Genomic DNA, 25,677 nt, shown 5'->3' with positions numbered 1-25,677 from the left:
CATATTTGTTGGAATCGGATTAACCGAACCCGGTTACAGTCTGGCAACCCTGATAGAGACTTAAGGAGAGACCGGCCATGAGCCGCATCGCAAACCCGGCCGTTGGCCACATGCAAAACCTCGCCCGCAACCCGATCATGATCGCACTTTTCGTCGGCCTTTCGCTTGCCGGCTGCGCATCCAAAAAGGGCTTGCCGAACGATGCCAATGGCCTTGGCCTCAATGGCGCCGGCAATGCCGCTCCGGGCTCGCCGCAGGATTTCACGGTCAATGTTGGCGATCGCATCTTCTTCGATACCGACAGCTCTTCGATCCGCGCCGATGCCTCTCAGACGCTCGACCGTCAGGCCCAGTGGCTCGCTCGTTATCCCAACTACGCGATCACCGTCGAAGGCCATGCCGACGAGCGCGGCACGCGCGAATACAACCTGGCTCTCGGCGCCCGCCGTGCTGCCGCCACCAAGGATTATCTCGCGTCGCGCGGCGTTCCGGCTCAGCGCATGAAGACGATCTCCTATGGCAAGGAACGTCCGGTCGCTACCTGCGACGATATTTCCTGCTGGTCGCAGAACCGCCGCGCAGTCACCGTGCTCAACGGCGCCGGTTCCTGATAGACGGAAATTCCGGCCGAAATGCACAAAGGCGGTCCCCGTGGCCGCCTTTGCTTTTTTGACCACACTTTGGCCGAACTCCGTTGCTTTTTGAGATTAATTGTAAAAATCTCCTGTTCGCGTCCCAGGGCGCGAAGAATCAATGGACAGGATGATCCGTATGAGAAAACTTGTCGTGGCGAGCTTACTTTGTTTCGCCGCCGTCGCCGGTAGTGAGCGTAACGCCTCTGCCTTATCGCTTTTCGGGCTCCATTTAGGCGGTCGCAGTGCGCCGGAACAAGCGGTTCCGAACAATGCGGCTCCGCAAAGGCAGTTCGGGCAGGCACCCGTCATCAACGTGCAAAACAGCGATGCCGAAGTCCGCTTGCAGCAGCTTGAAGACCAGATGCGCCAGTTGAACGGCCGCGTCGAAGAGATGAGCTATCAGTTGCTGCAGATGCAGGAGCAGATCCGCAAGACGCAGGAGGACAATGAATTCCGCTTCCAGCAGCTTGAAAAGCGTAGCGGTGGAAGTACCGGCGGTGCGGCAGGCGCTGGTGCCGGCGCCGCCCCGATGAAGAAGAGCGAAGCCGATGTCCCGGCGCAGGGCGGCGGCGGTCAGCAGCAGGACGACATCGCCGGCGTCATCAGCGATTCGCAGGGCGGCGACGCCCCGAACACCGCGCAACAGGGCGGCGGTTCTGGCAAGCCGCCGAGCCAGCTCGGCTCGATCCAGTTCGATCAGAGCGGCAAGCAGGTCGGCTCGACCGCGACGCGCGCCAATAACGGTTCGGGTGCTGCGCCGGCTGCGGGCTCCGGAAGTCAGACGGCCTCGCTCGGCAGCGAAGGCGATCAGTATAAATCGGCCTATGGCCACGTCCTGTCCGGCGACTACAGCGTCGCCGAACAGGAGTTCCGCCAGTATATCGACAGCTATCCGAACAGCGCCCGCGCGGCCGATGCCAACTTCTGGCTTGGTGAAGCGCTTTATTCGCAGGGCAAATACAATGATGCGGCCAAGACCTTCCTGAACGCGCATCAGAAATACAGCACCTCGGAAAAGGCGCCGGAAATGCTCTTGAAGCTCGGCATGTCGCTTGCCGCCCTCGACAACAAGGATACGGCCTGCGCGACGCTGCGCGAAGTGACCAAGCGCTATCCGAAGGCTTCGAAGGCCGTTACCACCAAGGTGGCCAGCGAACAAAAGCGTCTTGCCTGCTGATCGAGATGTCCGGTAACGCTGTGACTGCTGCTGCCACAGCCCGAATGCCCGACGCTGCAGCGGCCGATTTTATTCATTCCCTTTTCAAGCCTGCCCATATTCTGGTCGCCATTTCCGGCGGCAGCGATTCCACCGGCCTTTTGGTTGCTCTTGCCGAACGGTTGAAAGCCTTCCCGACTTCAAACGTCGCCCTTTCCGCCGCTACGATCGATCATGGCTTGCGTGCAGAATCGGCCGATGAAGCGCGCGATGTTGCCGCTCTCTGCGCATCGCTTGGCGTGCCCCATGTCGCTCGTCGCTGGGAGGGCGAGAAGCCGAAGAACGGCATTATGGCGGCCGCACGCGGCGCACGTTACGAGCTGCTTACCGATATCGCCGACAAAATCTCTGCCAATGTCGTCGTTACCGCCCACACGCTCGATGACCAGCGCGAGACCTTGGCCATGCGCGCGGCACGTTTGAACGAAGGTGAGGGCATTGCCGGTACCGGCATTGCTGACGCCATGCTCTTCGATCGACGTGTCTGGATCGTCAGGCCGTTTCTTGCCTGCCGGCGGGCGGATATTCGCGCCTATCTCACAGAGCGGGGCATGTCCTGGCTGGACGATCCCAGCAACGAGGATGTCCGCTATGAGCGCGTGCGCACGCGCAAACGCCTGGCGCAGAATGCCGCGCCGCCTTCAGTGCTGGATGGCGGTTCGACTCGCACGGCACTTTCGATGGAAGCTACTGCTTGGCTGGATAGATATGTGACGGTGCATGCAGGCGTGCTTTGTGCTGTCAGCCGCGATGCGCTGGCCGCTGACGAGGCAGTTCTCTCCTATGCGCTCCCTTATCTTACGGCCGTATTCGGCGGTGAACCCTACGGGCCGGGCCGCGAACGGATGCGCCGCATCCTCGATTTCATGGGCGAGGGAAAGCCGGGGCGGCGCACGGCGGGCGGGGTCCTTTTCGATCTGCGCCGGGACGGGCTTTATCTCATGCGCGAAAACCGCGATATCCGGCCGCTTGAGCTTGCGTCGGGAGCGGATGGCATATGGGACGGCCGCTTCCGGATCGTCAATCGCGGCCCGACCGCCATCCGTATCGAAGCGGCAGGGGCAAAAGGTGCTGCAGAATTTCCGGAGAGTTTGCCTAAAGGTGCCGTGCAGCGTGCGCGGGCGGTGCTGCCGCTGGTGATCGCCGGCGACGGCGAAAACGCCGCGTCTGTCGCGATTGTGCCGTATCTTGCGCCTTTCGACCGCTTTTTGACACGATTCGATCTCACATTTGCGGATCGGTTGTCGGCCTGCTTTGGCCGTGCACCCTATGCGCGGCCGCCACTTTGAGAGTTATTGACGGAAAAAACATGTGGCGATGCGGTTTGCCTTGGCAATGGCTTGGCGCAACCCTATGTTAGGGATCAAGTAATGCCGCCGTTCGACGGCGGAAGTTTCAGTGCTGGGGAGTTCGATGAACCCTAATTTTCGTAATTTCGCTCTGTGGGCAATCATAGCTTTATTGCTGATTGCTCTGTTCAGCATGTTCCAGAACGCGCCGGCACAAACAGGCTCCAGGGAAATTCCATATTCGCAGTTCCTCCGGGAAGTTGATTCAGGCCGCGTCCGCGACGTTACCGTCACCGGCAATCGCGTGGTCGGCAGCTATGTCGAAAACGGAACACCTTTCCAGACCTATGCTCCGGTCGTGGACGACAGCCTGCTTGAACGCCTGCAAAGCAAGAACGTCAACATTGTCGGCCGTCCGGAATCGGATGGTTCCTCGAGTTTCCTGAGCTATCTCGGCACGTTGTTGCCGATGCTCCTGATCCTCGGCGTCTGGCTGTTCTTCATGCGGCAGATGCAGGGTGGCTCGCGTGGCGCCATGGGCTTCGGCAAGTCCAAGGCCAAACTTTTGACGGAGGCGCATGGCCGCGTCACCTTCGATGATGTCGCCGGTGTCGATGAAGCCAAGCAGGATCTGGAAGAAATCGTGGAATTCCTGCGCGACCCGCAGAAGTTCCAGCGTCTTGGCGGCCGTATTCCGCGCGGCGTTTTGCTCGTCGGCCCTCCGGGCACGGGTAAGACGCTTCTGGCGCGCGCCATTGCAGGCGAGGCCAATGTGCCGTTCTTCACCATTTCCGGTTCCGACTTCGTTGAAATGTTCGTCGGTGTCGGCGCAAGCCGCGTCCGCGACATGTTCGAACAGGCGAAGAAGAACGCGCCCTGCATCATCTTCATCGACGAAATCGACGCCGTCGGCCGCCATCGTGGCGCTGGTCTCGGTGGCGGTAACGATGAACGCGAGCAGACGCTGAACCAGTTGCTGGTCGAGATGGACGGTTTCGAAGCGAATGAGGGCATCATCCTCATTGCCGCCACCAACCGCCCCGACGTTCTCGACCCTGCGCTGCTGCGTCCCGGCCGTTTCGACCGCCAGGTCGTCGTGCCGAACCCGGACATTGTCGGCCGCGAGCGCATTCTGAAGGTGCATGCCCGCAACGTGCCGCTTGCTCCGAACGTCGATTTGAAGACGCTTGCCCGCGGTACGCCGGGCTTTTCCGGTGCGGACCTGATGAACCTCGTCAACGAAGCCGCCCTGATGGCTGCGCGCCGCAACAAGCGCCTGGTCACCATGCAGGAATTCGAAGACGCCAAGGACAAGATCATGATGGGCGCCGAGCGCCGCTCTTCGGCGATGACCGAGGCGGAAAAGAAGCTCACGGCCTATCACGAAGCCGGCCATGCGATTACAGCGCTCAATGTCGCCATCGCCGATCCGCTGCACAAGGCGACCATCATTCCGCGCGGTCGTGCGCTCGGTATGGTCATGCAGCTTCCCGAGGGCGACCGCTACTCGATGAGCTACAAGTGGATGGTGTCGCGCCTCTGCATCATGATGGGCGGCCGCGTTGCGGAAGAACTGACCTTCGGCAAGGAGAACATCACCTCCGGTGCGTCCTCGGACATCGAGCAGGCGACCAAGCTTGCCCGCGCCATGGTCACGCAGTGGGGCTTCTCCGACGAGCTCGGCCAGGTTGCCTATGGTGAAAACCAGCAGGAGGTCTTCCTCGGTCACTCCGTCTCGCAGTCGAAGAACGTCTCGGAAGCGACCGCGCAGAAGATCGACAACGAAGTGCGCCGCCTGATCGACCAGGCTTACAAACAGGCCATGGAGATTATCACCACCAAGCACGACGAGTTCGTGGCTTTGGCCGAAGGCCTGCTCGAATACGAAACGCTGACCGGCGAAGAGATCAAGGCGCTGATTCGCGGTGAAAAGCCTGCTCGCGATCTCGGTGACGACACCCCCCCGAGCCGCGGCTCGGCTGTGCCGAAGACCGGCGCTAAAAAGGATGGCCCGCTTGGCACCAAGGGTGACGAGCCCGAGGGCGGTTTCGAACCGCAGCCACGCTGACGCTCGGTGCGAGTCGAACGTAAAGACAAAGAGGCCGGTCCCTTTCAAGTGGGGTCGGCCTTTTTTTCTGCGGCAATACCAACTTCCATTGCCGTTTACGCCGATAGACTAGGAGGCCGGTTCCGTTTCAGTGGAGAACTGACCTTTTTTAGTGCTTATTAACAGTAACGCGTTGTAATACGCTTTCTTGGTAATTTAAGTGCCGAGGTTTGCAATCTATGGCATGAGCCTCAAGCATCGATGTTCGCGCCGCCCATGGAATTCCGGGGAGGAGAACGGGATGCCGCAGTCCCTCAGGGGACGCTGCAATCACGGGAGTGCATATGAAACGTCGCTATTTCGGAACGGACGGAATCCGCGGTCAATCCAATATCTATCCGATGACGCCGGATCTCGCCATGCGCGTGGGCATCGCCGCCGGAACGATCTTCCATAGGGGCAGTCATCGACATCGAGTGGTTATCGGCAAGGATACGCGTCTCTCCGGCTATATGCTGGAAAACGCCATGGTGGCCGGCTTCACCGCAGCCGGTGTCGATGCGTTCGTTCTCGGCCCTATCCCGACGCCTGCTGTCGCCATGCTGACGCGGTCGCTCCGCGCCGATATCGGCGTGATGATTTCGGCTTCGCACAATCCTTACGAAGACAACGGCATCAAGCTTTTCGGCCCCGATGGCTATAAGCTGTCAGACGATCTCGAAACGAAGATCGAAGATTTGCTGGAAAAGGACATTACGGCGCATCTCGCCAAGTCGGAAAACATTGGCCGCGCCAAGCGCGTCGACGGCGTGCATGACCGTTATATCGAGCACGCCAAGCGCACGCTGCCGCGCGATGTCACGCTGCAGGGCCTGCGCATCGCCATCGACTGCGCCAATGGCGCCGCTTACAAGGTCGCGCCTGCTGTGCTCTGGGAACTCGGCGCCGATGTCGTCACCATCGGCAACGAGCCGAACGGCACCAACATCAATCTCAATTGTGGTTCCACCAGCCCCGTCGCGCTGCAGAAGAAGGTGGACGAGGTGCGTGCCGATATCGGCATTGCGCTGGACGGCGACGCCGATCGCGTCATCATCGTCGACGAAACCGGTACGATCATAGACGGTGACCAACTGATGGCCGTCATCGCCGAGAGCTGGGCGGAGAGCCAGTTGCTGCGCGGCAATGGCATCGTCGCCACCGTCATGTCCAATCTCGGACTGGAACGCTTCCTGGAAGACAAGGGCATGGCACTTGCCCGCACCGCGGTCGGCGACCGCTATGTCGTCGAGCATATGCGCCAGCATAACTATAATGTCGGCGGCGAGCAGTCCGGCCATATCGTGCTCTCCGACTACGGCACGACAGGCGACGGCCTCGTGGCGGCGCTGCAGATCCTGGCTGCGGTCAAGCGTACCGGCAAGCCGGTCAGCGAAGTCTGCCGGCGCTTTGAGCCGGTGCCGCAGCTCCTGCGCAATGTCCGCATTTCCGGCGGCAAGCCGTTGGAAGACATGCAGGTGCGCCAGGCGATCGCCGATGCCGAAAATGAACTCGCCCGCAACGGTCGCCTGGTTATCCGCCCGTCCGGCACCGAGCCGCTGATCCGCGTCATGGCGGAGGGCGACGATCGCGGGCAGATCGAGCGCATCGTCGGCGGCCTGATCGATGTGATCTCGAACGTCCGCAACGCTGCCTGATTAAGCTGTCGGCTATTCGGATATCCGCTTGAAATTCATGGCCGCCTCACGAGGCGGCCATCAGCGTTTCTTGGTGCGGGACGAGGCAAAATCCGCTTGCTGTATTAAGGGCCGGTTTCGAGAATCGTCGGCATCGCGCGTGGCAAAAGGTTCACCGAAACATTTCGCCGGGATAGGCACCCCAGAGCATGTTCTGCCTGATATAGCCGCTTGCGGAATGTTTCTGTACGGAGACGCTGCACCAGGTGCCGGTGCAGGAGCGCAGCGACAGCAGGACGCCGGGCTGCAATTCGGCGATAAGTGTCGCCGTGGTTTCGGGGCTTCCGCGCAGCATTGCGTTTGCCTTCAGCCATGGCCCGACAACGGCCGTGCGCAGCCCGGAAAGAAGCGCGCTGTGCATCCACCCGGTAGTGCCGGCATCATCGCGCACCTGACGCCAATGGCCGTATTCGTCAATGATCTCCAGCGGCAGGCCGGGCTTCATATAAATCCACTTGGTGGGATAGATCGTTGATGGCCCGACGCGCATGCGCGCTTTATACGCCTTCAGCGATACGAAGCGAGGGATCGGCAGACCCGTCTCCCGTCCCTTGTTCCAACTTGGCGCGGTAGCGGGCTGTATCCGAATTGGTCCAGCGATGGCTGCGGTCGTCAGGAAGATTAGCGCGAGGCATAGACAGGCGCACAGATTGTGAAAGTAAGTCAACGACTTCCTCTATGTTTTGTGCCCCGGCCGCGCTCATCGTAACGGTCTGATTATTGCCAATTGGTTTAAAAGCCCCGAAACAGCTTGGCTTCGTGGGTCCGGTCGCCCCGGCGTAAAAAGCCGCATCGACGAAGATCCTTCCCGTCGGACGATCTTAATTTCATTAGTTGCTAATGTATAAAACAAAGTATATCGGGCAAATAAACAGAGTAAATATTCGTAGTTAATCGGGTTTTAACCCTTATCATTCATTATCCATATCATGTCTTTCGATTGGCAGGCGTTTGTCGTGCCAATGGCAATAAATTTGGAGCCAAAGCCATGATGAAAACTTTGATTGGGGCCGCTGCCGCTCTGCTTATCGGCACATCCGCTTTTTCAGCCGATCTCTATACGCCGGAGCCGGCGCAGCAGGCGCCGGAAGTGGCTGTCAGCCAGTCGAGCGGCTGGTATCTGCGCGGTGATGTCGGTTACGCCTTCACCAATCTGCGCGGCGCCAACTATTTCCAGGGCTCCAACTCTAGCCTTGTCGATTTCGACAGTGCAAAGCTTGGGGACAATGTGACGCTCGGCGGCGGTGTCGGTTATCAGATCAACAACTACCTGCGCACGGACGTAACGCTGGACTATCTCTTCAAGTCCAATTTCAAGGGCTCGACGAGCGGCGACTGCGGAGCCTGCGGCCCTGGTTTCACCGCCGTGCCCGCCACTTCCCGAGACGTGGCGTCGCTGACGGCCTATAGCTTGCTCGCCAACGCCTATGTCGATATCGGCACTTACGGGATCTTCACCCCCTATGTGGGCGGTGGTCTCGGCGGCACCTATGTCAAATGGAGCAACCTCAAGAATACCTCCTGCTCCGACGCCGATTCGAGCTCCTGCGACGATACCGTTACGCATAAAGGTCGCGGTAGCTGGCGCTTCACCTACGCCCTGATGGCCGGTACTTCGATCGACCTCTCGTGCAATCTCAAGGCCGACGTCGGCTATCGCTTCCGCCATGTCGAAGGCGGCGATATGTTCGGCTATGCGGAAAACGGCGGTCCCGGCTACGAAAAGGGTCTGAACCTGCATGAAGCCCGCATCGGCGCACGCTATACGTTCGGCGGCTGCCAGACTGCCAGCTACATGCCGCCGGCCGATATCCCCGTCCAGCAGCCGGTCTATAAGTAAGCCTCTCCACGTCCAAGCCTTTGAAAAGCCGTCCGGTTCGTCCGGGCGGCTTTTTCTTTTTCTCGCGCCGTTAAGGCATTTCAGCCGACTTTTAAACCTTCGTTAACCACAAATTCCCTATGGTTAATGAAATGACAATGGCTACGGCTCGGCCGGTCTCTTCTCTCGGAGAGCCAACATGGCGGGGACGATAAGGGCAAACGGGCTTTAAAGCCAGGACCGGCCCGAGGTTGGAAGGCGAGGGGTAATGATCCGTTTCGACGCTTTGGCGCTGGCCGTGATGATGGCGAGCGCGGTTGCGGGCGCCGCCGTTGCGGCTGATCTGCCGCCGGAGATCAAGATGCCCGAAGTCAGCGTCAAGGATGCACGGGGCTGGTACGTGCGGGGCGATGTCGGTTATGCCGTCAACGCCAGCCGCGACGACACGACCTTTCGCACGTATGATCCCATAAGCGGCGACTATAGCTCGAGCCGCTTTGACTCCGACCGCTTCAGCGGCGATTTTTCGGGCGGCCTCGGTGTTGGCTATCAGTTCAACGATCTGTTTCGTGCCGATGTCACCGGCGACTATTTCAGCGGCGATTTCGATGGTCGGATTTCGACCGCTTCGCCCTGCGCCGGCGGGGCTGGCGGCACGGGTTGCTCCACCAGAGCGCGCTCCTCTTTCAAGGCGGGCAGCCTGATGGTGAACGGCTATGTCGATCTCGGCACGCTCGCCGGCTTCACGCCCTATGTCGGCGCCGGCCTGGGCGCAACAAGGGTCTCCTGGAACAGCGTCAATGCGATCGGCTCCTGTGCCGATGGCGTCTCCGGTTGCGGTGGTGCTGCTTCGGTCAGCGCGCGTTATCCCGGCGAAAGCGACTGGCGCATGACCTATGCCTTGATGGCCGGCGTCGCCTACGAAGTCGCCCCGAATGTGAAGGTGGATCTCGGCTATCGTTTCTCGCATATCGCCGGGGGCGACATGTTTGGCTATTCCGCTGCAGATTCGGCGGCCGGCGCCGGCGGCGCGATGGGCCGCGACGGAGCCTTGTCGCGGCATGAGATCCGTATCGGTTTGCGAATCACCACCTGGTAGGGTCGCCGTCTACGGCGTCGTCAGCACGTAGGCGATACGGCGGAAGAAATCCAGAGTGCGGAAGAGATGTGCTGGAATGCGCCGCCATGCGGCGGATTTCGCGGCGCGGTAGTCGCGGCGCCAGCCGATCATCGTGGTCCGTTGCAGCGGGCTGAAACCGACGATGTTGGCGCGGGTGGTGAAGATGGATGTGTGCATATCCCAACCGCGTTCGACAGCGACATCCCAGGGCAGGGACATGACCGCGAGCGCCTTGACGATCTTTTCCGCACCGCTGCGCGTTACCAGGTAGCAAGCCGTCGAGCCTTGCGGGCCGAAAAGGCAGCGGCCGATCACATCTCCCGTGCGGGTGCGGATCGCGCCTCGAAAACCGCCCCAGCGATGATTGACGAGCTTGATCACGTCGGCGTTGGGAGCAGCTTCTCTTGCCGCCATGGCGCGGCCGAGAAAATCGCCGTCCAGCGCTATGTCGTCTTCGATGATGACGGCCGATTCGCTGCCGTCGGCAAGAAATCGGCGCAACGCCATCAGATGACTGCGATAGCAGCCATATTCGCCGGGCAGGATGATCCTGCCGTGCCGGCGCCGGAAACGATCGTGATCGACATCGATCCATTGGTCCTGCGGCAAAAGAGCGCCGTCGACGCCCTCGACCCGCTCGATCTTGATGCCGAATTGATCGCTCTGGCGGGTAATTTCCGCCAATCTGTCCGTCGCTCGATCAATATTGATGAGGTAAACGGGCAGGGGCTGCGCCGGCGTGCGATGGCTTTCGGACAGTGCGGCTTGATACATCAAAGACATTTGTTCTTCATCTGTCGGCGAAGATCCATTCAACGCCCCATAACATATGGTGGGGTGTCCGCAAAGAAGCCAGCTTTTGTGTGGCTAACCTAGCGTGATTATGCTGTGCGAAACTTATCCACCAGCATCATTGCTGCACGAATTCGTGAAGCAATGTCGACCGCTCATTTTAACTATTGCGCTGGCGGGCCGCTTCCAATATATCCGGCGGCGGGACACTCCTCCCCAACGAGGAGCTTTCTATCTGAGAGGATAGCATCATGACTAAGCTCGCCAAGCCGGACATCCGTCCGAACAATACCCATTTCTCTTCTGGCCCCTGCTCGAAGCGCCCCGGTTGGACGCTCCATGCTCTTTCCGACGCGGCCCTTGGCCGTTCGCATCGCGCGAAAGTCGGCAAGGCCAAGTTGAAGCAAGCCATCGATCTTACCCGTGACATTCTGGAAGTGCCCGCGGATTACCGCATCGGCATCGTTCCCGCTTCCGACACCGGTGCCGTCGAAATGGCACTTTGGTCGCTGCTCGGCGAACGCGGCGTCGACATGCTCGCCTGGGAAAGCTTCGGCGCCGGCTGGGTTACCGATGTCGTCAAGCAGCTCAAGCTCAAGGACGTCCGCAAGCTTGAAGCTGGCTACGGCGAGCTGCCCGACCTTTCCGCCGTCGATTTCGACCGCGACGTGGTCTTCACCTGGAACGGCACCACCTCTGGCGTCCGCGTTCCGAACGCCGATTTCATCCCGGCCGACCGCAAGGGCCTGACGATCTGCGACGCCACCTCGGCGGCTTTCGCTCAGAACCTCGATTTTGCCAAGCTCGATGTCGTCACCTTCTCCTGGCAGAAGGTTCTCGGGGGCGAGGGCGCTCACGGCGTCATCATCCTGTCGCCGCGCGCCGTCGAGCGCCTGACGACTTATGTGCCGGCCTGGCCGCTGCCGAAGATCTTCCGCATGACCAGCGGCGGCAAGCTGATCGAAGGCATCTTTTCCGGCGAGACCATCAATACGCCCTCGATGCTCTGCGTCGAAGACTATATCGATGCTCTCCTCTGGGCCAAGGACCTCGGTGGTCTCAAGGCGCTGATCGGCCGCGCCGATGCCAACGCCAAGGTTATCCATGACTTCGTCGCCGCCAACGACTGGATCGCCAATCTCGCCGTCAAGGCCGAGACGGAATCCAACACCTCCGTTTGCCTGAAGATCGTCGACAAGGACGTTGCCGCTCTCGATGAGGACGGTCAGGCGAATTTCGCCAAGGGTCTGGTCGCGCTGCTCGAAAAGGAAGGCGTCGCCTATGACGTCGGCCATTACCGCGATGCGCCGTCGGGCCTTCGTATCTGGGCAGGTGCGACGATCGAAGCTGCCGACATGCAGAAGCTGATGCCCTGGCTCTCCTGGGCTTTCGAAACGCAGAAGGCGACGCTCTCCCAGGCTGCAGCCTGAGGTTATAGCGTCCACAGCTCCGCCAAGGGGGCGGAGCCCAGCATTCGCAATTTTTCGTTATTTCACGCAATTCCCAACGGAAACCAGCTTCGCATTTTCCTGGAATTGCTTGTCACCGTTTGACCCATTTCCAGGAGGCCTCCATGGCACCTCGCGTTCTCGTATCCGACGAACTGTCGGAAACCGCCGTCCAGATCTTCCGCGATCGCGGTGTCGAAGTCGATTTCCAGCCGCAGCTCGGCAAGGACAAGGAAAAGCTACTCGAAATCATCGGCAATTATGATGGCCTCGCCATCCGTTCCGCCACCAAGGTGACCGAGAAGATCATCGAAGCGGCCAAGAACCTCAAGGTCGTCGGTCGCGCCGGCATCGGCGTCGACAATGTCGACATCCCTGCTGCTTCGCGCCGCGGTATCATCGTCATGAACACGCCGTTCGGCAATTCGATCACAACAGCCGAACACGCCATTGCGCTGATGTTCGCCGTTGCCCGCCAGCTTCCGTCGGCCGACGCGTCGACTCAGGCCGGCAAGTGGGAAAAGTCGAAATTCATGGGTGTCGAAATCACCGGCAAGACGCTCGGCGTCATCGGCGCCGGCAATATCGGCTCCATTGTTATTGCCCGTGCGATCGGTCTGAAGATGCATGTCGTTGCCTATGATCCGTTCCTCTCCAAGGAACGTGCCGAGGAAATGGGCGTCGTCAAGGTCGAGCTCGACGAACTCTTTGCCCGCGCCGATTTCATTACGCTGCACGTGCCGCTGACGGACAAGACGCGCAACATCATCGACGCCGACGCGCTTGCCAAGACCAAGCCGGGCGTGCGCATCATCAACTGCGCCCGTGGTGGTCTGGTGGACGAGGCAGCCCTTGCCGCCGCCATCAAGTCCGGCCATGTCGCCGGTGCTGCCTTCGACGTCTTCGAGGTCGAGCCCGCCAAGGAAAGCCCGCTGTTCGGCTTGCCGAATGTCGTCTGCACGCCGCATCTCGGCGCATCGACCACGGAAGCGCAGGAGAATGTCGCCCTGCAGGTGGCCGAGCAGATGTCGGATTACCTCGTGAAGGGCGCGGTTTCCAACGCCATTAACATGCCCTCGATCACCGCTGAAGAAGCGCCGATCCTGAAGCCGTTTATCAAGCTCTCCGATGTTCTCGGCGCCTTTGTCGGCCAGGTCACGGAAGATCCGATCAAGGAAATCGAGATCCTTTATGATGGTGTTACCGCCGGGATGAACACCAAGGCTTTGACGAGCGCGCTGCTCGCCGGCCTCATCCGCAACCAGGTTGCCGACGTCAACATGGTTTCGGCGCCGATCATGATCAAGGAAAAAGGCATCGTTCTCGCCGAAGTCAAGCGCGACAAGACCGGCGTCTATGACGGCTACATCAAGCTGACGGTCACAACCGACAGCATGACGCGCTCGGTCGCCGGCACCGTCTTCTCCGACGGCAAGCCGCGCTTCATCCAGATCAAGGGCATCAATCTCGATGCCGATGTCGGCAACCACATGGTCTATATCGCCAATACCGACGTTCCCGGCATGATCGGCTTCATTGGCACGACGCTCGGCGCGGCCAATGTCAACATCGCCAACTTCCAGCTCGGCCGCGACAAGCAGGGCGGCGATGCCATCGCGTTGCTTTATGTCGATGGCGCGATCAACGATGAGGTTCTAGCCAAGCTGACCGCCCATCAGGCGATCCGTCAGGCAAAGCCGCTGGTGTTCAACATCGACTAAGTCAAGCTCCTCCCAAGAGCGACATGAAGGCCCGGCGCGACGTCAGTTGCACCGGGCCTTTTCATGATTGCAAAGGGGTTGTGGATAAGTTCGGGCGAGAGACTATCGGCGCTCGAGGAACGCGCCTATCTCTTTGTCATGGGGGCGGTACAGCGGAATTTCGACAACGTTAGGGGTAGGGCGGCGACGGCTTGGCTTGCAAAGCCGGCTGCAGCAGCGATCGTGCTGTTTGCGCGCGCTATCACCGCCGTAAGGGCGATCTGGCCGGAAAGCGGCGTGCCTGCCGGCCGCTGCATCTATTTCGCCAATCACTCCAGCCATGGCGATTTCATCCTCATCTGGGCGGTGCTGCCGCCGCGGCTTCGGCGCCGAACCCGCCCGGTCGCCGGCGCCGACTATTGGCTGAAATCAAAGCTCAACAGCTTCATCGGCCGCGACGTCTTCAATGCCGTGCTCATCGAACGGGACCGAGAGGCGCGGACGGAAGACCCGATCGAGCAGATGGCGAACGCCATCGACGCCGGCTCCTCGCTGATCCTGTTTCCCGAGGGCACGCGGAACCTGACGGACGTGCCCCTGCAACCTTTCAAGAGCGGATTGTTTCATCTGGCGAAGATGCGCCCGGATATCGACCTCGTGCCGGTTTGGATCAACAATCTCAACCGTGTCATGCCGAAGGGCGAGTTCGTGCCCATTCCATTGATCTGCACGGTCACCTTCGGCGATGCGCTGCGTATCGGCGCGGACGAAGAGAAGGCGGATTTTCTGGCACGGGCGCAATCGGCACTGCTGGCTCTCTCTCCCAATCAAGCGGGGCCCAATCAAGCGGGGCCCAATCAAGCGGGGCCCAAACAGGCGGGGCCCAAACAGGGGGGGAATGGCGAATGAGTGGGGCAAGCGCCGATCTGATCCACCTTGTCCTCGGCATCTTCGGCGTGCTGATCCTGGCCTCCGTCATCGGCTACGTACTGCAGCGACGCCTGTCGCCGGATGGCTCCAACGCGGCGATCGAAAACCTCAATGCCCGTATCAAGGCCTGGTGGGCGATGGTGATCCTGATCGGCATCGCTTTTCTGATCGGTCGTATCGGCGTCATCCTGCTCTTCGCGTTCTGCTCCTTTGCGGCGCTGCGCGAATTCATCACGCTGACCAACACCAGGCGCGCCGATCATTGGGCACTGGCGGCAGCGTTTTTCGTCGCACTGCCCGTGCAATATTATCTGCTCTGGGCCGAACAATACGGTATCTTTTCCATCTTCATTCCGGTCTATGCCTTTCTTTTCATGCCGATCATCGCGGTCCTGCGCGGCGATACCGAGCGCTTCCTGATCCGGATTGCCGAGGTGCAATGGGCGCTGATGATCTGCGTCTTCTGCGCCTCGCATGTGCCGGCATTGCTGACCCTGCAGATATCAGGCTATGAGGGCCGCAATGTCCTTCTGATCGCCTTCCTCGTCATCGTCGTGCAGCTCAGCGATGTCCTGCAATATGTCTGGGGCAAGCTGTTCGGCCGCCATAAGATTGCGCCGAGACTATCGCCATCCAAAACGGTCGAAGGCTTTCTCGGCGGTATCGCCAGCGCGACGCTGATCGGGGCGGCGCTTTGGTGGATCACGCCGTTCACGCCGCTACAGGCAGGCCTGCTGGCCTTCGTTATCACTTTGATGGGCTTTTTCGGCGGGCTGGTAATGTCGGCGATCAAGAGGGATCGCGGCGTCAAGGACTGGGGACATCTGATCGAAGGTCATGGCGGGCTGATCGACCGGCTGGATTCCGTCGTCTTCTCCGCGCCGATCTTCTTTCATCTCGTGCGCTTTTGGTGGTCGCTGTCATGACGGCGCGGGTGAAGGCGCTTGCCGGCAGCAGCATCGTGCATGTGCTTTTCGCTTTTCTCGCCATGGGCGGATGGGCTGTCTTTGCCAACCGTCTGCATCCAATGCCGCGACCGGTCATTGCCGGGCTCGTCCAGGGCGTTCTTTCCGGCTGTCTGACGCTGTTTCTGAAATCGGTGGTGGAAACCCTATCCAAACGGTTCAGCGGCTTCACCGTGCTCTGGGCGCCGCCACTGATCGCCTGTCTCGGCTCTACCGGCATATTGCTGACGATCCATGCGCTCAGCGGCACGCCGGAAATATTGAAGACCATCGCGGTGCCGTTGCTGGTTTCGACCAGCTATGCGGCGATCTACAATTATTCGATTTCCGGCGGGAGGCGTTAGGTCCATGGGCGAGGGAACGGGCGACAGGCGGCCTTTGGCAAGCCGCAACACACGCTGGGCGCAGGCGCTGGCGCGGCGCATGACCGCGCTGTCGGTGACGCCGAACCAGATATCGCAGGCGAGCATGGTCATGGCCGCGCTGGCCGGCGCTTCGTTCTGGCTGTCGGGGCAGGGCAGCGGCGGGCTGCGCGCCACATGGCTGATCCTGGCGGCACTCTTCTGCCAGCTTCGTCTGCTCTGCAACCTACTCGACGGCATGGTCGCGGTCGAGGGCGGCAAGGGCGAGGCGGATGGGCCGTTCTGGAATGAATTTCCGGATCGCGTCGCCGATATCCTGATCTTTGCCGGCGTCGGCTATGGCATTGCCGCGCCCGGCCTCGGCTGGGCTGCCGCGGCCTTTGCCGTGCTCACCGCCTATGTCCGCGAACTCGGACGTCCCACCGGCAATCCCAGCGATTTCGGCGGGCCGATGGCCAAGCAGCATCGTATGGCGACGATCACCGCGGCGGCTCTGTTGTCGGTTGTCGAAGTGCTGTGGAGCGGCAGCGCTTGGGTGCTGACCATCGCGCTCTGGATCGTCGCCGTCGGGGCAGCCGTTACGGCGCTTCGCCGCGGTCTCCATCTTATCCGGCAGCTAAAAGCCAGAGGTTGATTGGCCATCTCATTCGATGGAGAGCGGCTGTCGCAATGCCGGTGATTCGCCGCCTCTTGCGCCGGGCAGCAATCCTTTCTATATCCCTGATCCATCGAGGCCGGGCGGCCAAGCCGCCGCGTGCCCGCAGACGATAAAAATCCGCCGCTTTTGCATGGCAACCGGTGGACAGAAGACAGCACCGAAGATCGACTGAGATTGGCGGCAAGACCGTGAACACACTGGATTTTGACAAGAGGCCGGAAGATACGCGCGTCGTCGTCGCCATGTCTGGCGGCGTCGATAGTTCCGTCGTTGCCGGCATTCTGAAGCGCCAGGGCTATGATGTGCTCGGGATCACGCTGCAGCTCTACGATCACGGCGCCGCCGTGCACCGCGCCGGCTCCTGTTGCGCCGGCCAGGATATCGACGATGCCCGCCGCGTTTGCGAGACGCTTGGCATTCCGCATTACGTGCTCGACTACGAAAAGCGTTTTCGGGAGACGGTGATCAATCCTTTCGCCGAAAGCTATGTTGCCGGCGAGACGCCGATCCCCTGCGTTGCCTGTAACCAGACCGTCAAGTTCGCCGATCTCCTGGCGACCGCCAAGGAGCTCGGCGCCGATGCGCTGGCGACCGGCCACTATATCCGCTCGCGCCCGAACCCATCCGCCGACCATCCCGGCCGCCGCGCGCTCTATCGCCCGGCCGATGCCGATCGCGACCAGAGCTATTTCCTCTTTGCCACCACGCAGGAGCAGATCGACTATCTGCGCTTTCCGCTCGGCGGCATGCCGAAGGCGGAAACGCGGGCCCTTGCCGAGGAAATGGGCCTCGTCGTCGCCAAGAAGGCCGACAGCCAGGACATATGTTTCGTGCCGCAGGGCAAGTATTCCGACCTGATCGCCAAGCTGAAGCCGAATGCGGCGCTTTCCGGCGAGATCGTCCATCTCGACGGCCGCGTGCTCGGCCAGCATGAGGGCATCCTGCACTATACGATCGGCCAGCGCCGCGGCATCGGCATCGCGACGGGCGAGCCGCTGTATGTCGTCTATCTCGACGCCCGCTCGCGCCGCGTCATCGTCGGCCCGAAAGAAGCGTTGGAGACGCACCGTGTCTATCTCCGTGACGTCAACTGGCTCGGCGACGAGCCGCTGGCGCAGGCGGCTTCCGGCGAGGGTTTTGCCTGTTACGCCAAGGTTCGCTCCACCCGCGCGCCGGCGCCGGCCGTGCTGCATGCCGATGCGACCGGGATCTATGTCGACCTGACGATCGGCGAAGCCGGCGTTGCTCCAGGCCAGGCCTGTGCCCTCTATTCCGCTCCCGGCGACGACGCCCGCGTCTATGGCGGCGGCTTCATCGAACGCTCCGAGCGCGAACCCATGGCAGAAGCCTCGCTGAAAGCATTGCTGGCGAGCCCCGTCGCCGCGTGAAGGCGGGCGGTGCGCCGGGCAGGGGAAAGCATTGATTTTTCCAAATCATCCGCTTGACACAAAGCCGAACCGCACCTTATAAGCCGCTCAACCGACGAGCCATCGCTCTTCGAGCGCCGGTTTCGTTTGGCTCTTGTGCATAATCTGAGAGATTGTGCGCGGATGTGGCGGAGTAGCTCAGTAGGTCAGAGCAGAGGAATCATAATCCTTGTGTCGGGGGTTCAAATCCCTCCTCCGCTACCACAAATTTCTTTTGTCCATACCGGAGACATAGGTAACAGATTGTACCTAAGACATGGGTGACATCTCGGTTCGCGCAAATTCAGTTCGCGGACGCCGCTTTCAAACCCCCAACATCGCATCGATCTGCGCAATCAGGGCAGCATAGGTTTCGATGTGTCGGCGGTATTCCGCCTTGATCTCCTCGGTTATCTCTGCAAGAGGCCCGTTTCCCTCCTGGCGAAAATGACGGATGTCCTTTTCTTCCATCGACTGAAGTTGTTCTTGATGCTCGGCAATCTTCTGCTCGTAGCTCTTGCGACGTTCGTGCAAATCCATGGCATCCTCCATTCGGCAAGCATCATTTGCGAAGATAGCTCTTTTGGCCGCCATCGGTAAGGCAGTAGTGGCCGCCGCGTGGTCCGACGCAATACGATCCGCCTCGGCAGGAGCAATCTGTTGATGTCGTTGGTTCCATTTCCGCAGGTGCTGAACCGAGAAGGGACACGCCGCCCATATAGGCCTCGCATGATTGCTTGCTGGCGCTTACAGATCCGTCATTGCAGATGAAGGTCGATCCCTGGCAGTGATCTATACCGCCCTTGTGGCCGCTGCACGGGGTATTTGCCGCCCCGCAATAAGCCGGCGCCAAGATCAAAGCCGCTCTGAAAATTGCGGTGCAAGTTCGCATCACGTCGCCTATGCGCGAGAACTATTTGATCCTTGGGACGCGGAAGGCGGCCGCGTGCCGGAGGCTTGCGCCCCATGAAAAGCCCAACTCCTTATGTCTGTCAAAATATTTCAGCTCGGATCAATATGGTCGATTGTCCGACCCAGCGGCTTGATTTGCGTTCAATGTACTGCGAGCGGGTGCCGTTCAGAAGATGACGATCTCGACGATACTCGGCTCAATTTATTCGCAGTCCAAGCTTTTCTGGCGGTGCGATTATGAACATCGGTTTTTTGCGAAGCGCAATGGCGGATTTGCTCCAGCCACTTAGCCATCGTTTGACACTTTCCTCAGGCGGCTCGTTGATGCCGACATCGATCGATCTTCCGAGAATGTCGATGCGCCTACCTGTGAAGCCAGCTTCGTCCGGGCTTTTCCCAAACTTGGAAGGACCAAAATCCGTTGTCCACCGGGCTCGATGCGGGAATGGGCGATCAGGCCCGTTGGCAAAGAAGGCCCATATGTCGATATCCTTCAGGCCGTTAACGCCATTTGCGAAATGTAACGCACCGCCCTGGGCTAAAACCAACAGCAGAAGTCTGTCGCGATAAAGTGAAGCGACTGCGGTTCTGTTGAATACGTCCGTCAGCTTTGCAAAAGACGCCGTCGCGAAGAGAGACAGGTCTTCATTCAGTATCGGCTCAGGCGATCTCGGTTCGGCGGATTGCATGTCCATCTTAAGGCCCTCTTCAGCGATGAGCCGGAGCCAGCATCGCACAAGTTCTGGCGGTGCAAACTAAATTTTCGATGCGGGAGATTTCGCCTGTCGTGCAGGCGGCTCTCAAGTCTCTCAGCTTAATGCAGAAGCTGCGCCACCATCAGCGCCACGGTAGTTATGCCTGCGCACACCGTCAAAGCAGTCAAAATCGAAGTCGATATCATCTCGCTCCCCAAATGTTTGCCTCAAACTGAACGTCTGAGGCTCAGTACTGCACTGAAAGCGGGATGTCGCGTGACAGATAGCGTGACGTAGCGTGAGTTCACCTCGGCGACCGGGAGTGGGACGACTTCGTGCCTTTGTTTATTCAGCCTCCGCCCGAAACCAAGTTGGCTCAAAAAAAAGCCCCCGCCTACTTGAGTTTCAGCGGGGGGAGGAAATATGGCAGAACTGTTATATTAGAATATGCAAATTCTATATCAAAGGCGAAAGCGGATTCAAAAACCTCTGTTCGGCCAGTTTGGGTAACTTTTTGTTTCTGCGGTGGCCCAAAAGACTTGTTGCGATCGCAACAGCGTAAGCGAGCCCCGCCTGCTGAGATCTTTCATGCCGACGGCAATTGGCTAACTCAGCTTTCACCGTCATCAATACGGTGTCTCAAATCCTCGGCAAAATATTTGTAGTTCTCCAGCATGTCCTCATAGTGGGTGAGGACTATTGCCGTTATGTCCTCCCAAGGGCCGTCACCAAATCTAGCTTGGTGCTGGATCTCACCGGCCTGAATGCGAGAGATACGCTGCGAGAATTCCTCGATCTGCCCGACGCAGTCTGCCAAACGTTCGACAAGCGATGTACCCATCTTCTCCTCCGTCCTGCGCGTAATGACTGTGCAGAAGTCAACAATGATAGGCGCGGAAAGACAAGCTGTCCAAGAGGGCGTACGCCCGTCAGCCCGCTTTTGGGCAAGGGCGATGCGGCGTGCGCGGCGCTATTGGCATTGGCGGCAGGCAGTGGGCCTCATGTTTGCGGGTTAATTTCATGCTGCATTGCCGGGACAGTGCCGTCCGCGAACGCAATGTCGCCTTGATGCTGTGAGAGGGCCTGCCGCGACGGTTGCCGATGCTCGGCCACATTTATCAGGACTTACGAGGTCAGCGATGCATTGGGATCTAATAACGATCGCAGCAATTTTTGCTTTGTTTGCCGCCGTGCGAGAGGGCCGGCTTATCCTTGCCAAGGCAAGAGATTCGAATTGGAATAGCTTCAGGCTCCGCTAGCCGCATAGTGCTTCACGATAACGCCATGAGTCCGGGCGACAGAAAAAGTGCACGCCCCGTTCATTCTTGCGTCTTTTTTGTGAACATTATGACTCCTTGCCGCGTTGGTGCGGAAAGGGGATGCCATTATGGATTACTACGTGACACTCGCAGTATGCGTAACCGCCGGCTCGTTCGTCTTTGCGGTTATGAATATTCGCTAAAGGCAACGCGGCTGACAGAGGGCAGCCCGTAACGCGCGAGTCGATAGGAAACGCGCGCCGCTATCGGGGCAATTGTCGGGCTTACAGTTCGGCGGATTAAAGGCGTGAAGAGCTCAGTGCTTCATAGGCATTGATCAAGCGGTCCACATCCAACCCGTGTTCTTGCGGCCCGAAGCTTAGATGGCTGACGGTAAAATCCGCGTAGATCGCGGTGGGCCGATCGAGGAAGGTCGGCAGATCGACCGTCAGGGCGTATTCATCGTCGCCTTTCGGAAGAGCCATATGCAGCAGGTCTTTTCCGAGCCAGGATATGAAGTTGATCGATTGGCGCTCCGTCCATTCGATGACCTTGTTCGGCAAAGGCAGATACTTGTCATTCTTTTCCAGGAAGAAGTCGTGAAGCTGAGTTGCGCGCTCAGCGCTTTGCCACAAACTTCCTCCGAATCCTCCCGGGGGACGTTCAAAATGGCCCAACTCGTCGGGAAGCGCTCCGCCTAATTGTTGGAAATAGGCGCACACACCATTGTTCACGACATTTGCCGAGACGACGAAGTAATTCGGGTTGGTCCTTCTAAACTCGATGAATTCGTTGAGCTTTTCCAGATCCACATAGACGATGTCGTCGTCGCACTTCAGAAATACCGCGCTGGAAAACCTCTCCAGCCGTTTCGCGTAGTAGTCATAAGCCTGCCAATAGGGCAGTTTTTCATTGGGATTTCCGACATAACGCCGCACGGGGGCGTTTACATCGCAAAGTTCCAAGTCAGCGCCCCATCCGCCGCGGACCATGACCGATGCGCCGGAACCCAAGTTCAATTCCGGCCACTTGCCGATGGTCACGCCATTGACCTGAACAGCGGGAGCACCGGCCGAGTCGATGCTGAGGACGACCTGGTTGGGCAGGCTTGGCGACAGAACGCCGGGAGTGGATTTACTCCAGATGGTCGTCGCTTCGCCCCTGCTTGCGAAATTATTCAGGTCGCTACGTTTGATGCTGCGAAGAACGGAGTGTGTGTTGACCCAGCCACCGACGACGATTTCGTAACAGGTATCATCCTCACCATTCGGGAGAACGGCGATATGAAGATCGTGGTCTATTTTCGCATTCGTTCGGAACGAGGAACGCGCCGTGACCGCTCCCTTTAGCTGATAGGGTGCTTCAGACCCCATATATCGCGCCGGGCCGAATTCGCGCGTGACCCACTCGTTATCTTCAGAGGAACGCGTGAAATCCCATATGTGCCATTCATCAATGATCCCGTCATCGATGGCCTTGCGGATGTATTTGGTCAAAATCTCCATTCGCTTCTGCCGCCCGGCGAATGTCACAAGTATAACAGGAGTCATAATACCCTCTTCGCTCGCAGCCGCTGCCGCAATTCAACTTCAAAGTGACGCCGGCTCGTTCAACAAACGGCTGTCGCGCACAAGCGGCGCGTAATCGTTCCATTGGGCCAGTTTCTGGAGATAGCGCTGCCGGTAGGCTCGATCGTCCTCGAATTCGATATTCTCCAGAACGATTTCGGCGCCGATCTCATAATAGACATCGAGATTGCCCAGGTCGGGCGTCGGCGTTTCCCCGCGCTCGATTTCGCCCTGCATCTGCCAGAAGAGCTGCTCGAGGCGCCGTGCGAGGCCTGGGATATCGCGCAACGCACTGCTCTCACGCTGGCGCTGCAAGGAGTCCCTGATGGCCGCGAGGCTTTCGCGATCATGCGCAAAGGCGATGGCCCGGCTTACATAGTCCTCCGGTCCGCCGCAGATCAGCTCCGGAACGCCAGCGGCCGCGACGATGCTGCTGCAGAAGCGCGAGGCGAAGCTTTTTCCTGGCATGGTCAGTACCGGCAGCCCGACGGTGATGGCATCGGCCGCCGTGGAATGCGCCCCATAAGGGAAGGTATCCAGGAAGAGGTCGGCCAGCGCCATTCGCGCGAGATGGTTTGGATTGGCTGCCTTGGATGCGAAGATGAGGCGCTCGGGCGCTACGCCGTTTTGCGCGGCCATCTGGCGCAGGCGCTGGTTGACGTCCTCGGCCTCGGCAAGCAGCCACAACACGCTGCCCGGTGTCGCGGAAAGGATCTGCATCCAGCGGGCAAAGCAGTTGGCGGTGATCTTCTGCATTCCGTTGAGGCAGGCGTAAACGAAGGCGTCCTCCGGCAGGCCGGCGTCCGCGCGGGTCGGCCGAGCGGCGATCTGCCGTTTGCGGTCGATGGGCTGGTTGCAGGCAATCCGCAGCACCTTTTCCGTATAATAGATTTCGTTTTCCGGCGGGATGATGTGCTCGTCCGCGATCATGTATTGATGAAACGGGCTGGCTGTCGTGCCGGGATAGCCGCAGAAATTGACGATGACCGGCGCCGGCCGATAGGCGAAAAGCTTCGCCCGCGCATGTTTGGTGTACCCGTTGACATCGACGAGAATGTCGATCTCGTCAGCGCGGATTTGCTTCGCCGCGTCGATATCGCTGAGCTTGGAGATTTCCCGCCAGCAATCCACCGCGCTCTTGATCCGCGTTTGCGTCGCGTCGTTGGATCGCGGCTCGCCGCAATAGTAAGCGAAGACCTCGACGCTGCTCTTGTCATGCAACTCCAGGACTTCCCTGAGTGCAAAACCGACCGCGTGATCGCGGAGATCCGATGAAACATAGCCGACGCGCAAACGCTCCCCGGTTCCCGATTTCTGCTTTGGCGCCAGGCGCGGGAAGTCACGGAGATCGGGCCGCCCGATCAGAGATTTGTGATAGCGATAGGCCTTGGCGAGCTGAAACAGGGGATCGTCGGTGTAGCAGCCGAGAATCAACGGCGACATCGCATCCAACAAGTTCCGGGCTGTGACGTGCTCGGAGGTGACCAAAGTTGGCCATTTGCACTGATGCTGCCGCAACGAGGTCCAATGCTGTCCCGCCTCGGTTTTGCTTGGCTGCAGCTCAATCGCTTGCCACAAAGCTGCTTCCGCCTCTTCCAGCGAGCCGACGGCTTCGAGAACGCGACCAATGTGCTGGAGGGCCATAAGGCGATAGCCAATCTTTTCGGCCGTGATTTCGGAGGTCACTTTGGCGAAATCTCGCCATTGTTCGACGGCGCGGCTGTGAAGGCCGCTATCTTCCAGCATGCGACCGAGATTGATGTGCGCCGGCCCGAACTGCGGAGACAGCTTTAAACAGGCTCGCAGCGCGTGGATCGCACCCGCAGCATCGCCAGATTGGTTGGCGGCGACCGCATAGTTGAAATAAGCGAGATGCAACAAAGGATTAGTGTCGTTGAACGCGATCCAGATCTTGTAAAGTTCAATCGCTTGCGGCTGCTTTCCTATGCCATTCAAAACTTCAGCGATCTGAAACAACTCGCCAAGCGGCAGTTGCTGGTTCCGGGCCCTTTCCGATGCGCTGACGAGCGGCGAGACTGGGGTCGAGACAGATGCAATATTGACGGTCATGGGCATCCTGCGACAAGACGGCCTTAGGGCCGAGGGTGTGAACTGACGAGCGAAAGCGTCACACCTTCTAGCGCAGCTACCTTGCGTCGGACTGGTTGTTTTTCAGCGGCAGGCGTCCGGGTGGGGGCGTGGCATCTTTCGACCATGAGACGCCCCGGCCTCTCAAAAAAGAGGGTGGTGGACCCTCTGCCGCCTATCCAGAGTTCATGGCGGTCGAATCGCAAGCGATTCCAAATTGCGTTTCACAAAGAAAGCGTCGCGCAATGTCTCGCGCGACGCCGAAGTCCTTTGCGGCGCGGATGAAACCGCGCCGCAATCCGTCAGATTTTAGTTGTAGGCCGCGTAGGCGGAGACGACCGCCGCGACTTGGCCTTCATCCAGTGCCTGCACCTGTGTGGTGGTGAAAGCGTAGAGTTGGGCGCTGGAGAGCGACGCGATGTCATCCGTGGACAATCCACCCAGACCCGCCGTGCTGATTGCGGCGATCTCGTCGGTCGAGAAGGTCGCGATGTCAGCGGTGGAGAGAGCGCCGACTTCAGTTGCCGTCAGGGCACCGATCTGCGAGCTCGTGAGAGCCGCCACCTGATCAGTGGAGAGGGCTGTGACCTGCGCGGAGCTCAGTGCGGCAACCTGGCCGGTCTTCAGCACACCGCTCTGATCGGTGGAGAGAGCGGCGACGTCGTCAGTGGAAAGAGCGCCGATCTGCGAGCTTGTCAGAGCGCTGACCTGATCGGTGGTCAGGACCTTGGCCTGATCGGTCGACAGAGCGCCGATCTGAGCGGTGCTGAGCTTGGCGATCTGAGCAGTCTTCAGGGCAGCAACCTGGTCTGTGGAGAGGGCTGCGACCTTATCGGAAGACAGACCGGACAGCGCCGAGGTGGAAAGAGCGGCAATCTCGTCGGTGGAGAAGGTCGCGATGTCAGCCGTGGAGAGGGCGCCGACTTCGGTCGCCGTCAGAGCACCGATCTGCGTCGAAGTCAGAGCGGCAGCCTGATCGGTGGAGAGGGCTGCGATCTGAGTCGACTTCAGCGCTGCGACCTGTGCGGTCTT

At 59.7% G+C, this 25,677-nt stretch carries 21 protein-coding genes, 1 tRNA gene and 1 pseudogene; 15 read left to right on the top strand and 8 right to left on the bottom strand.

Going from position 1 to position 25,677, the window contains the following annotated elements:
• Positions 1–77: 77 nt before the first annotated feature.
• The 5 genes from pal to glmM all read left to right on the top strand — a co-directional run bounded on the left by pal (position 78) and on the right by glmM (position 6,884).
• On the top strand, positions 78–611 hold the full coding sequence (gene pal, locus K290_RS0125960; RefSeq protein WP_028754558.1) for a peptidoglycan-associated lipoprotein Pal: 534 nt from the start codon (positions 78–80) through the stop codon (positions 609–611).
• A gap of 160 nt (positions 612–771) precedes the next feature.
• Entirely contained in the window at positions 772–1,812 is a 1,041-nt protein-coding gene (gene ybgF / locus K290_RS0125955; protein ID WP_028754557.1) for a tol-pal system protein YbgF, read from the top strand.
• Between the two features lie 5 nt (positions 1,813–1,817).
• Positions 1,818–3,140: a tRNA lysidine(34) synthetase TilS gene (gene tilS, locus K290_RS0125950; protein ID WP_037136303.1), complete on the top strand. Its 1,323-nt coding sequence runs from the start codon at positions 1,818–1,820 to the stop codon at positions 3,138–3,140.
• A 124-nt stretch (positions 3,141–3,264) separates the two neighbouring features.
• Complete coding sequence (gene ftsH / locus K290_RS0125945; protein WP_028754555.1) at positions 3,265–5,208, top strand: ATP-dependent zinc metalloprotease FtsH; 1,944 nt, start codon at positions 3,265–3,267, stop codon at positions 5,206–5,208.
• 323 nt (positions 5,209–5,531) lie between these two features.
• Positions 5,532–6,884 carry a phosphoglucosamine mutase gene (glmM, locus tag K290_RS0125940; protein WP_028754554.1) on the top strand — a complete coding sequence of 451 codons (1,353 nt, stop codon included), beginning with the start codon at positions 5,532–5,534 and terminating at the stop codon, positions 6,882–6,884.
• 151 nt (positions 6,885–7,035) lie between these two features.
• Here the strand turns inward: glmM and K290_RS0125935 are convergent, their stop codons facing one another.
• Complete coding sequence (locus tag K290_RS0125935; protein WP_028754553.1) at positions 7,036–7,590, bottom strand: SH3 domain-containing protein; 555 nt, start codon at positions 7,588–7,590, stop codon at positions 7,036–7,038.
• 321 nt (positions 7,591–7,911) lie between these two features.
• Between K290_RS0125935 and K290_RS0125930 the strand changes: the two genes are divergently transcribed.
• The gene (locus K290_RS0125930) at positions 7,912–8,763 is read left to right on the top strand and encodes an outer membrane protein (protein ID WP_028754552.1); all 852 of its coding nucleotides are present in this window, start codon (positions 7,912–7,914) and stop codon (positions 8,761–8,763) included.
• A 247-nt stretch (positions 8,764–9,010) separates the two neighbouring features.
• Entirely contained in the window at positions 9,011–9,841 is an 831-nt protein-coding gene (locus tag K290_RS0125925; protein ID WP_028754551.1) for an outer membrane protein, read from the top strand.
• Positions 9,842–9,850: 9 nt separating this feature from the next.
• On the opposite strand, the gene K290_RS0125920 is transcribed toward K290_RS0125925, so the two are convergent.
• The gene (locus K290_RS0125920; RefSeq protein WP_081670439.1) at positions 9,851–10,645 is read right to left on the bottom strand and encodes a glycosyltransferase family 25 protein; all 795 of its coding nucleotides are present in this window, start codon (positions 10,643–10,645) and stop codon (positions 9,851–9,853) included.
• A 260-nt stretch (positions 10,646–10,905) separates the two neighbouring features.
• Here K290_RS0125920 and K290_RS0125915 point away from each other — a divergent pair, with 260 nt between their 5' ends.
• From K290_RS0125915 to K290_RS0125875, 8 genes are all read left to right on the top strand, one after another.
• Positions 10,906–12,084: a phosphoserine transaminase gene (locus tag K290_RS0125915; protein ID WP_028754549.1), complete on the top strand. Its 1,179-nt coding sequence runs from the start codon at positions 10,906–10,908 to the stop codon at positions 12,082–12,084.
• A gap of 143 nt (positions 12,085–12,227) precedes the next feature.
• On the top strand, positions 12,228–13,823 hold the full coding sequence (gene serA, locus K290_RS0125910; RefSeq protein WP_028754548.1) for a phosphoglycerate dehydrogenase: 1,596 nt from the start codon (positions 12,228–12,230) through the stop codon (positions 13,821–13,823).
• 138 nt (positions 13,824–13,961) lie between these two features.
• Positions 13,962–14,711, top strand: a complete 750-nt coding sequence (locus K290_RS35025) for a lysophospholipid acyltransferase family protein (protein WP_245276678.1) — start codon at positions 13,962–13,964, stop codon at positions 14,709–14,711.
• Positions 14,708–15,658, top strand: a complete 951-nt coding sequence (locus K290_RS0125900) for a phosphatidate cytidylyltransferase (RefSeq protein WP_028754547.1) — start codon at positions 14,708–14,710, stop codon at positions 15,656–15,658. The genes K290_RS35025 and K290_RS0125900 overlap by 4 nt, the downstream gene beginning before the upstream one ends.
• Positions 15,655–16,041: a hypothetical protein gene (locus K290_RS0125895; protein WP_081670441.1), complete on the top strand. Its 387-nt coding sequence runs from the start codon at positions 15,655–15,657 to the stop codon at positions 16,039–16,041. The genes K290_RS0125900 and K290_RS0125895 overlap by 4 nt, the downstream gene beginning before the upstream one ends.
• A gap of 4 nt (positions 16,042–16,045) precedes the next feature.
• Complete coding sequence (locus tag K290_RS0125890; protein ID WP_028754545.1) at positions 16,046–16,693, top strand: CDP-alcohol phosphatidyltransferase family protein; 648 nt, start codon at positions 16,046–16,048, stop codon at positions 16,691–16,693.
• A 212-nt stretch (positions 16,694–16,905) separates the two neighbouring features.
• Entirely contained in the window at positions 16,906–18,105 is a 1,200-nt protein-coding gene (mnmA, locus tag K290_RS0125880; protein WP_028754543.1) for a tRNA 2-thiouridine(34) synthase MnmA, read from the top strand.
• 166 nt (positions 18,106–18,271) lie between these two features.
• Positions 18,272–18,348, top strand: a tRNA-Met gene (locus K290_RS0125875).
• A gap of 99 nt (positions 18,349–18,447) precedes the next feature.
• Here K290_RS0125875 and K290_RS0125870 read toward each other — a convergent pair.
• The 6 genes and pseudogenes from K290_RS0125870 to K290_RS37715 form a co-directional block, all read right to left on the bottom strand.
• The gene (locus tag K290_RS0125870; RefSeq protein WP_028754542.1) at positions 18,448–18,663 is read right to left on the bottom strand and encodes a hypothetical protein; all 216 of its coding nucleotides are present in this window, start codon (positions 18,661–18,663) and stop codon (positions 18,448–18,450) included.
• Positions 18,664–19,232: 569 nt separating this feature from the next.
• Entirely contained in the window at positions 19,233–19,730 is a 498-nt protein-coding gene (locus tag K290_RS0125865; RefSeq protein ID WP_028754541.1) for a hypothetical protein, read from the bottom strand.
• 610 nt (positions 19,731–20,340) lie between these two features.
• Positions 20,341–20,571, bottom strand: a complete 231-nt coding sequence (locus K290_RS0125860) for a hypothetical protein (RefSeq protein ID WP_028754540.1) — start codon at positions 20,569–20,571, stop codon at positions 20,341–20,343.
• A 717-nt stretch (positions 20,572–21,288) separates the two neighbouring features.
• Complete coding sequence (locus K290_RS0125855) at positions 21,289–22,494, bottom strand: DUF6250 domain-containing protein (protein WP_425337609.1); 1,206 nt, start codon at positions 22,492–22,494, stop codon at positions 21,289–21,291.
• 84 nt (positions 22,495–22,578) lie between these two features.
• Positions 22,579–24,627: an O-linked N-acetylglucosamine transferase, SPINDLY family protein gene (locus tag K290_RS0125850; protein ID WP_028754538.1), complete on the bottom strand. Its 2,049-nt coding sequence runs from the start codon at positions 24,625–24,627 to the stop codon at positions 22,579–22,581.
• 327 nt (positions 24,628–24,954) lie between these two features.
• Positions 24,955–25,677: pseudogene (locus K290_RS37715) on the bottom strand (beta strand repeat-containing protein); the annotation flags it as partial.

Source organism: Rhizobium leucaenae USDA 9039, from assembly GCF_000426285.1.
Classification (GTDB): Bacteria; Pseudomonadota; Alphaproteobacteria; order Rhizobiales; family Rhizobiaceae; genus Rhizobium; species Rhizobium leucaenae.
Note: the sequence above shows the minus strand (reverse complement) of the source record. Positions and strands in the feature narration are given on the sequence as shown.

What these genes read in the sequence shown, in the direction of transcription:
- pal (WP_028754558.1), top strand. Translation starts at nt 78, where the DNA reads ATGAGCCGCATCGCAAACCCGGCCGTTGGCCACATGCAAAACCTCGCC.
- ybgF (WP_028754557.1), top strand. Translation starts at nt 772, where the DNA reads ATGAGAAAACTTGTCGTGGCGAGCTTACTTTGTTTCGCCGCCGTCGCC.
- tilS (WP_037136303.1), top strand. Translation starts at nt 1,818, where the DNA reads ATGTCCGGTAACGCTGTGACTGCTGCTGCCACAGCCCGAATGCCCGAC.
- ftsH (WP_028754555.1), top strand. Translation starts at nt 3,265, where the DNA reads ATGAACCCTAATTTTCGTAATTTCGCTCTGTGGGCAATCATAGCTTTA.
- glmM (WP_028754554.1), top strand. Translation starts at nt 5,532, where the DNA reads ATGAAACGTCGCTATTTCGGAACGGACGGAATCCGCGGTCAATCCAAT.
- K290_RS0125930 (WP_028754552.1), top strand. Translation starts at nt 7,912, where the DNA reads ATGATGAAAACTTTGATTGGGGCCGCTGCCGCTCTGCTTATCGGCACA.
- K290_RS0125925 (WP_028754551.1), top strand. Translation starts at nt 9,011, where the DNA reads ATGATCCGTTTCGACGCTTTGGCGCTGGCCGTGATGATGGCGAGCGCG.
- K290_RS0125920 (WP_081670439.1), bottom strand. Translation starts at nt 10,645, where the DNA reads ATGTCTTTGATGTATCAAGCCGCACTGTCCGAAAGCCATCGCACGCCG.
- K290_RS0125915 (WP_028754549.1), top strand. Translation starts at nt 10,906, where the DNA reads ATGACTAAGCTCGCCAAGCCGGACATCCGTCCGAACAATACCCATTTC.
- serA (WP_028754548.1), top strand. Translation starts at nt 12,228, where the DNA reads ATGGCACCTCGCGTTCTCGTATCCGACGAACTGTCGGAAACCGCCGTC.
- K290_RS35025 (WP_245276678.1), top strand. Translation starts at nt 13,962, where the DNA reads ATGGGGGCGGTACAGCGGAATTTCGACAACGTTAGGGGTAGGGCGGCG.
- K290_RS0125900 (WP_028754547.1), top strand. Translation starts at nt 14,708, where the DNA reads ATGAGTGGGGCAAGCGCCGATCTGATCCACCTTGTCCTCGGCATCTTC.
- K290_RS0125895 (WP_081670441.1), top strand. Translation starts at nt 15,655, where the DNA reads ATGACGGCGCGGGTGAAGGCGCTTGCCGGCAGCAGCATCGTGCATGTG.
- K290_RS0125890 (WP_028754545.1), top strand. Translation starts at nt 16,046, where the DNA reads ATGGGCGAGGGAACGGGCGACAGGCGGCCTTTGGCAAGCCGCAACACA.
- K290_RS0125870 (WP_028754542.1), bottom strand. Translation starts at nt 18,663, where the DNA reads ATGGATTTGCACGAACGTCGCAAGAGCTACGAGCAGAAGATTGCCGAG.
- K290_RS0125865 (WP_028754541.1), bottom strand. Translation starts at nt 19,730, where the DNA reads ATGGACATGCAATCCGCCGAACCGAGATCGCCTGAGCCGATACTGAAT.
- K290_RS0125860 (WP_028754540.1), bottom strand. Translation starts at nt 20,571, where the DNA reads ATGGGTACATCGCTTGTCGAACGTTTGGCAGACTGCGTCGGGCAGATC.
- K290_RS0125855 (WP_425337609.1), bottom strand. Translation starts at nt 22,494, where the DNA reads ATGGAGATTTTGACCAAATACATCCGCAAGGCCATCGATGACGGGATC.
- K290_RS0125850 (WP_028754538.1), bottom strand. Translation starts at nt 24,627, where the DNA reads ATGACCGTCAATATTGCATCTGTCTCGACCCCAGTCTCGCCGCTCGTC.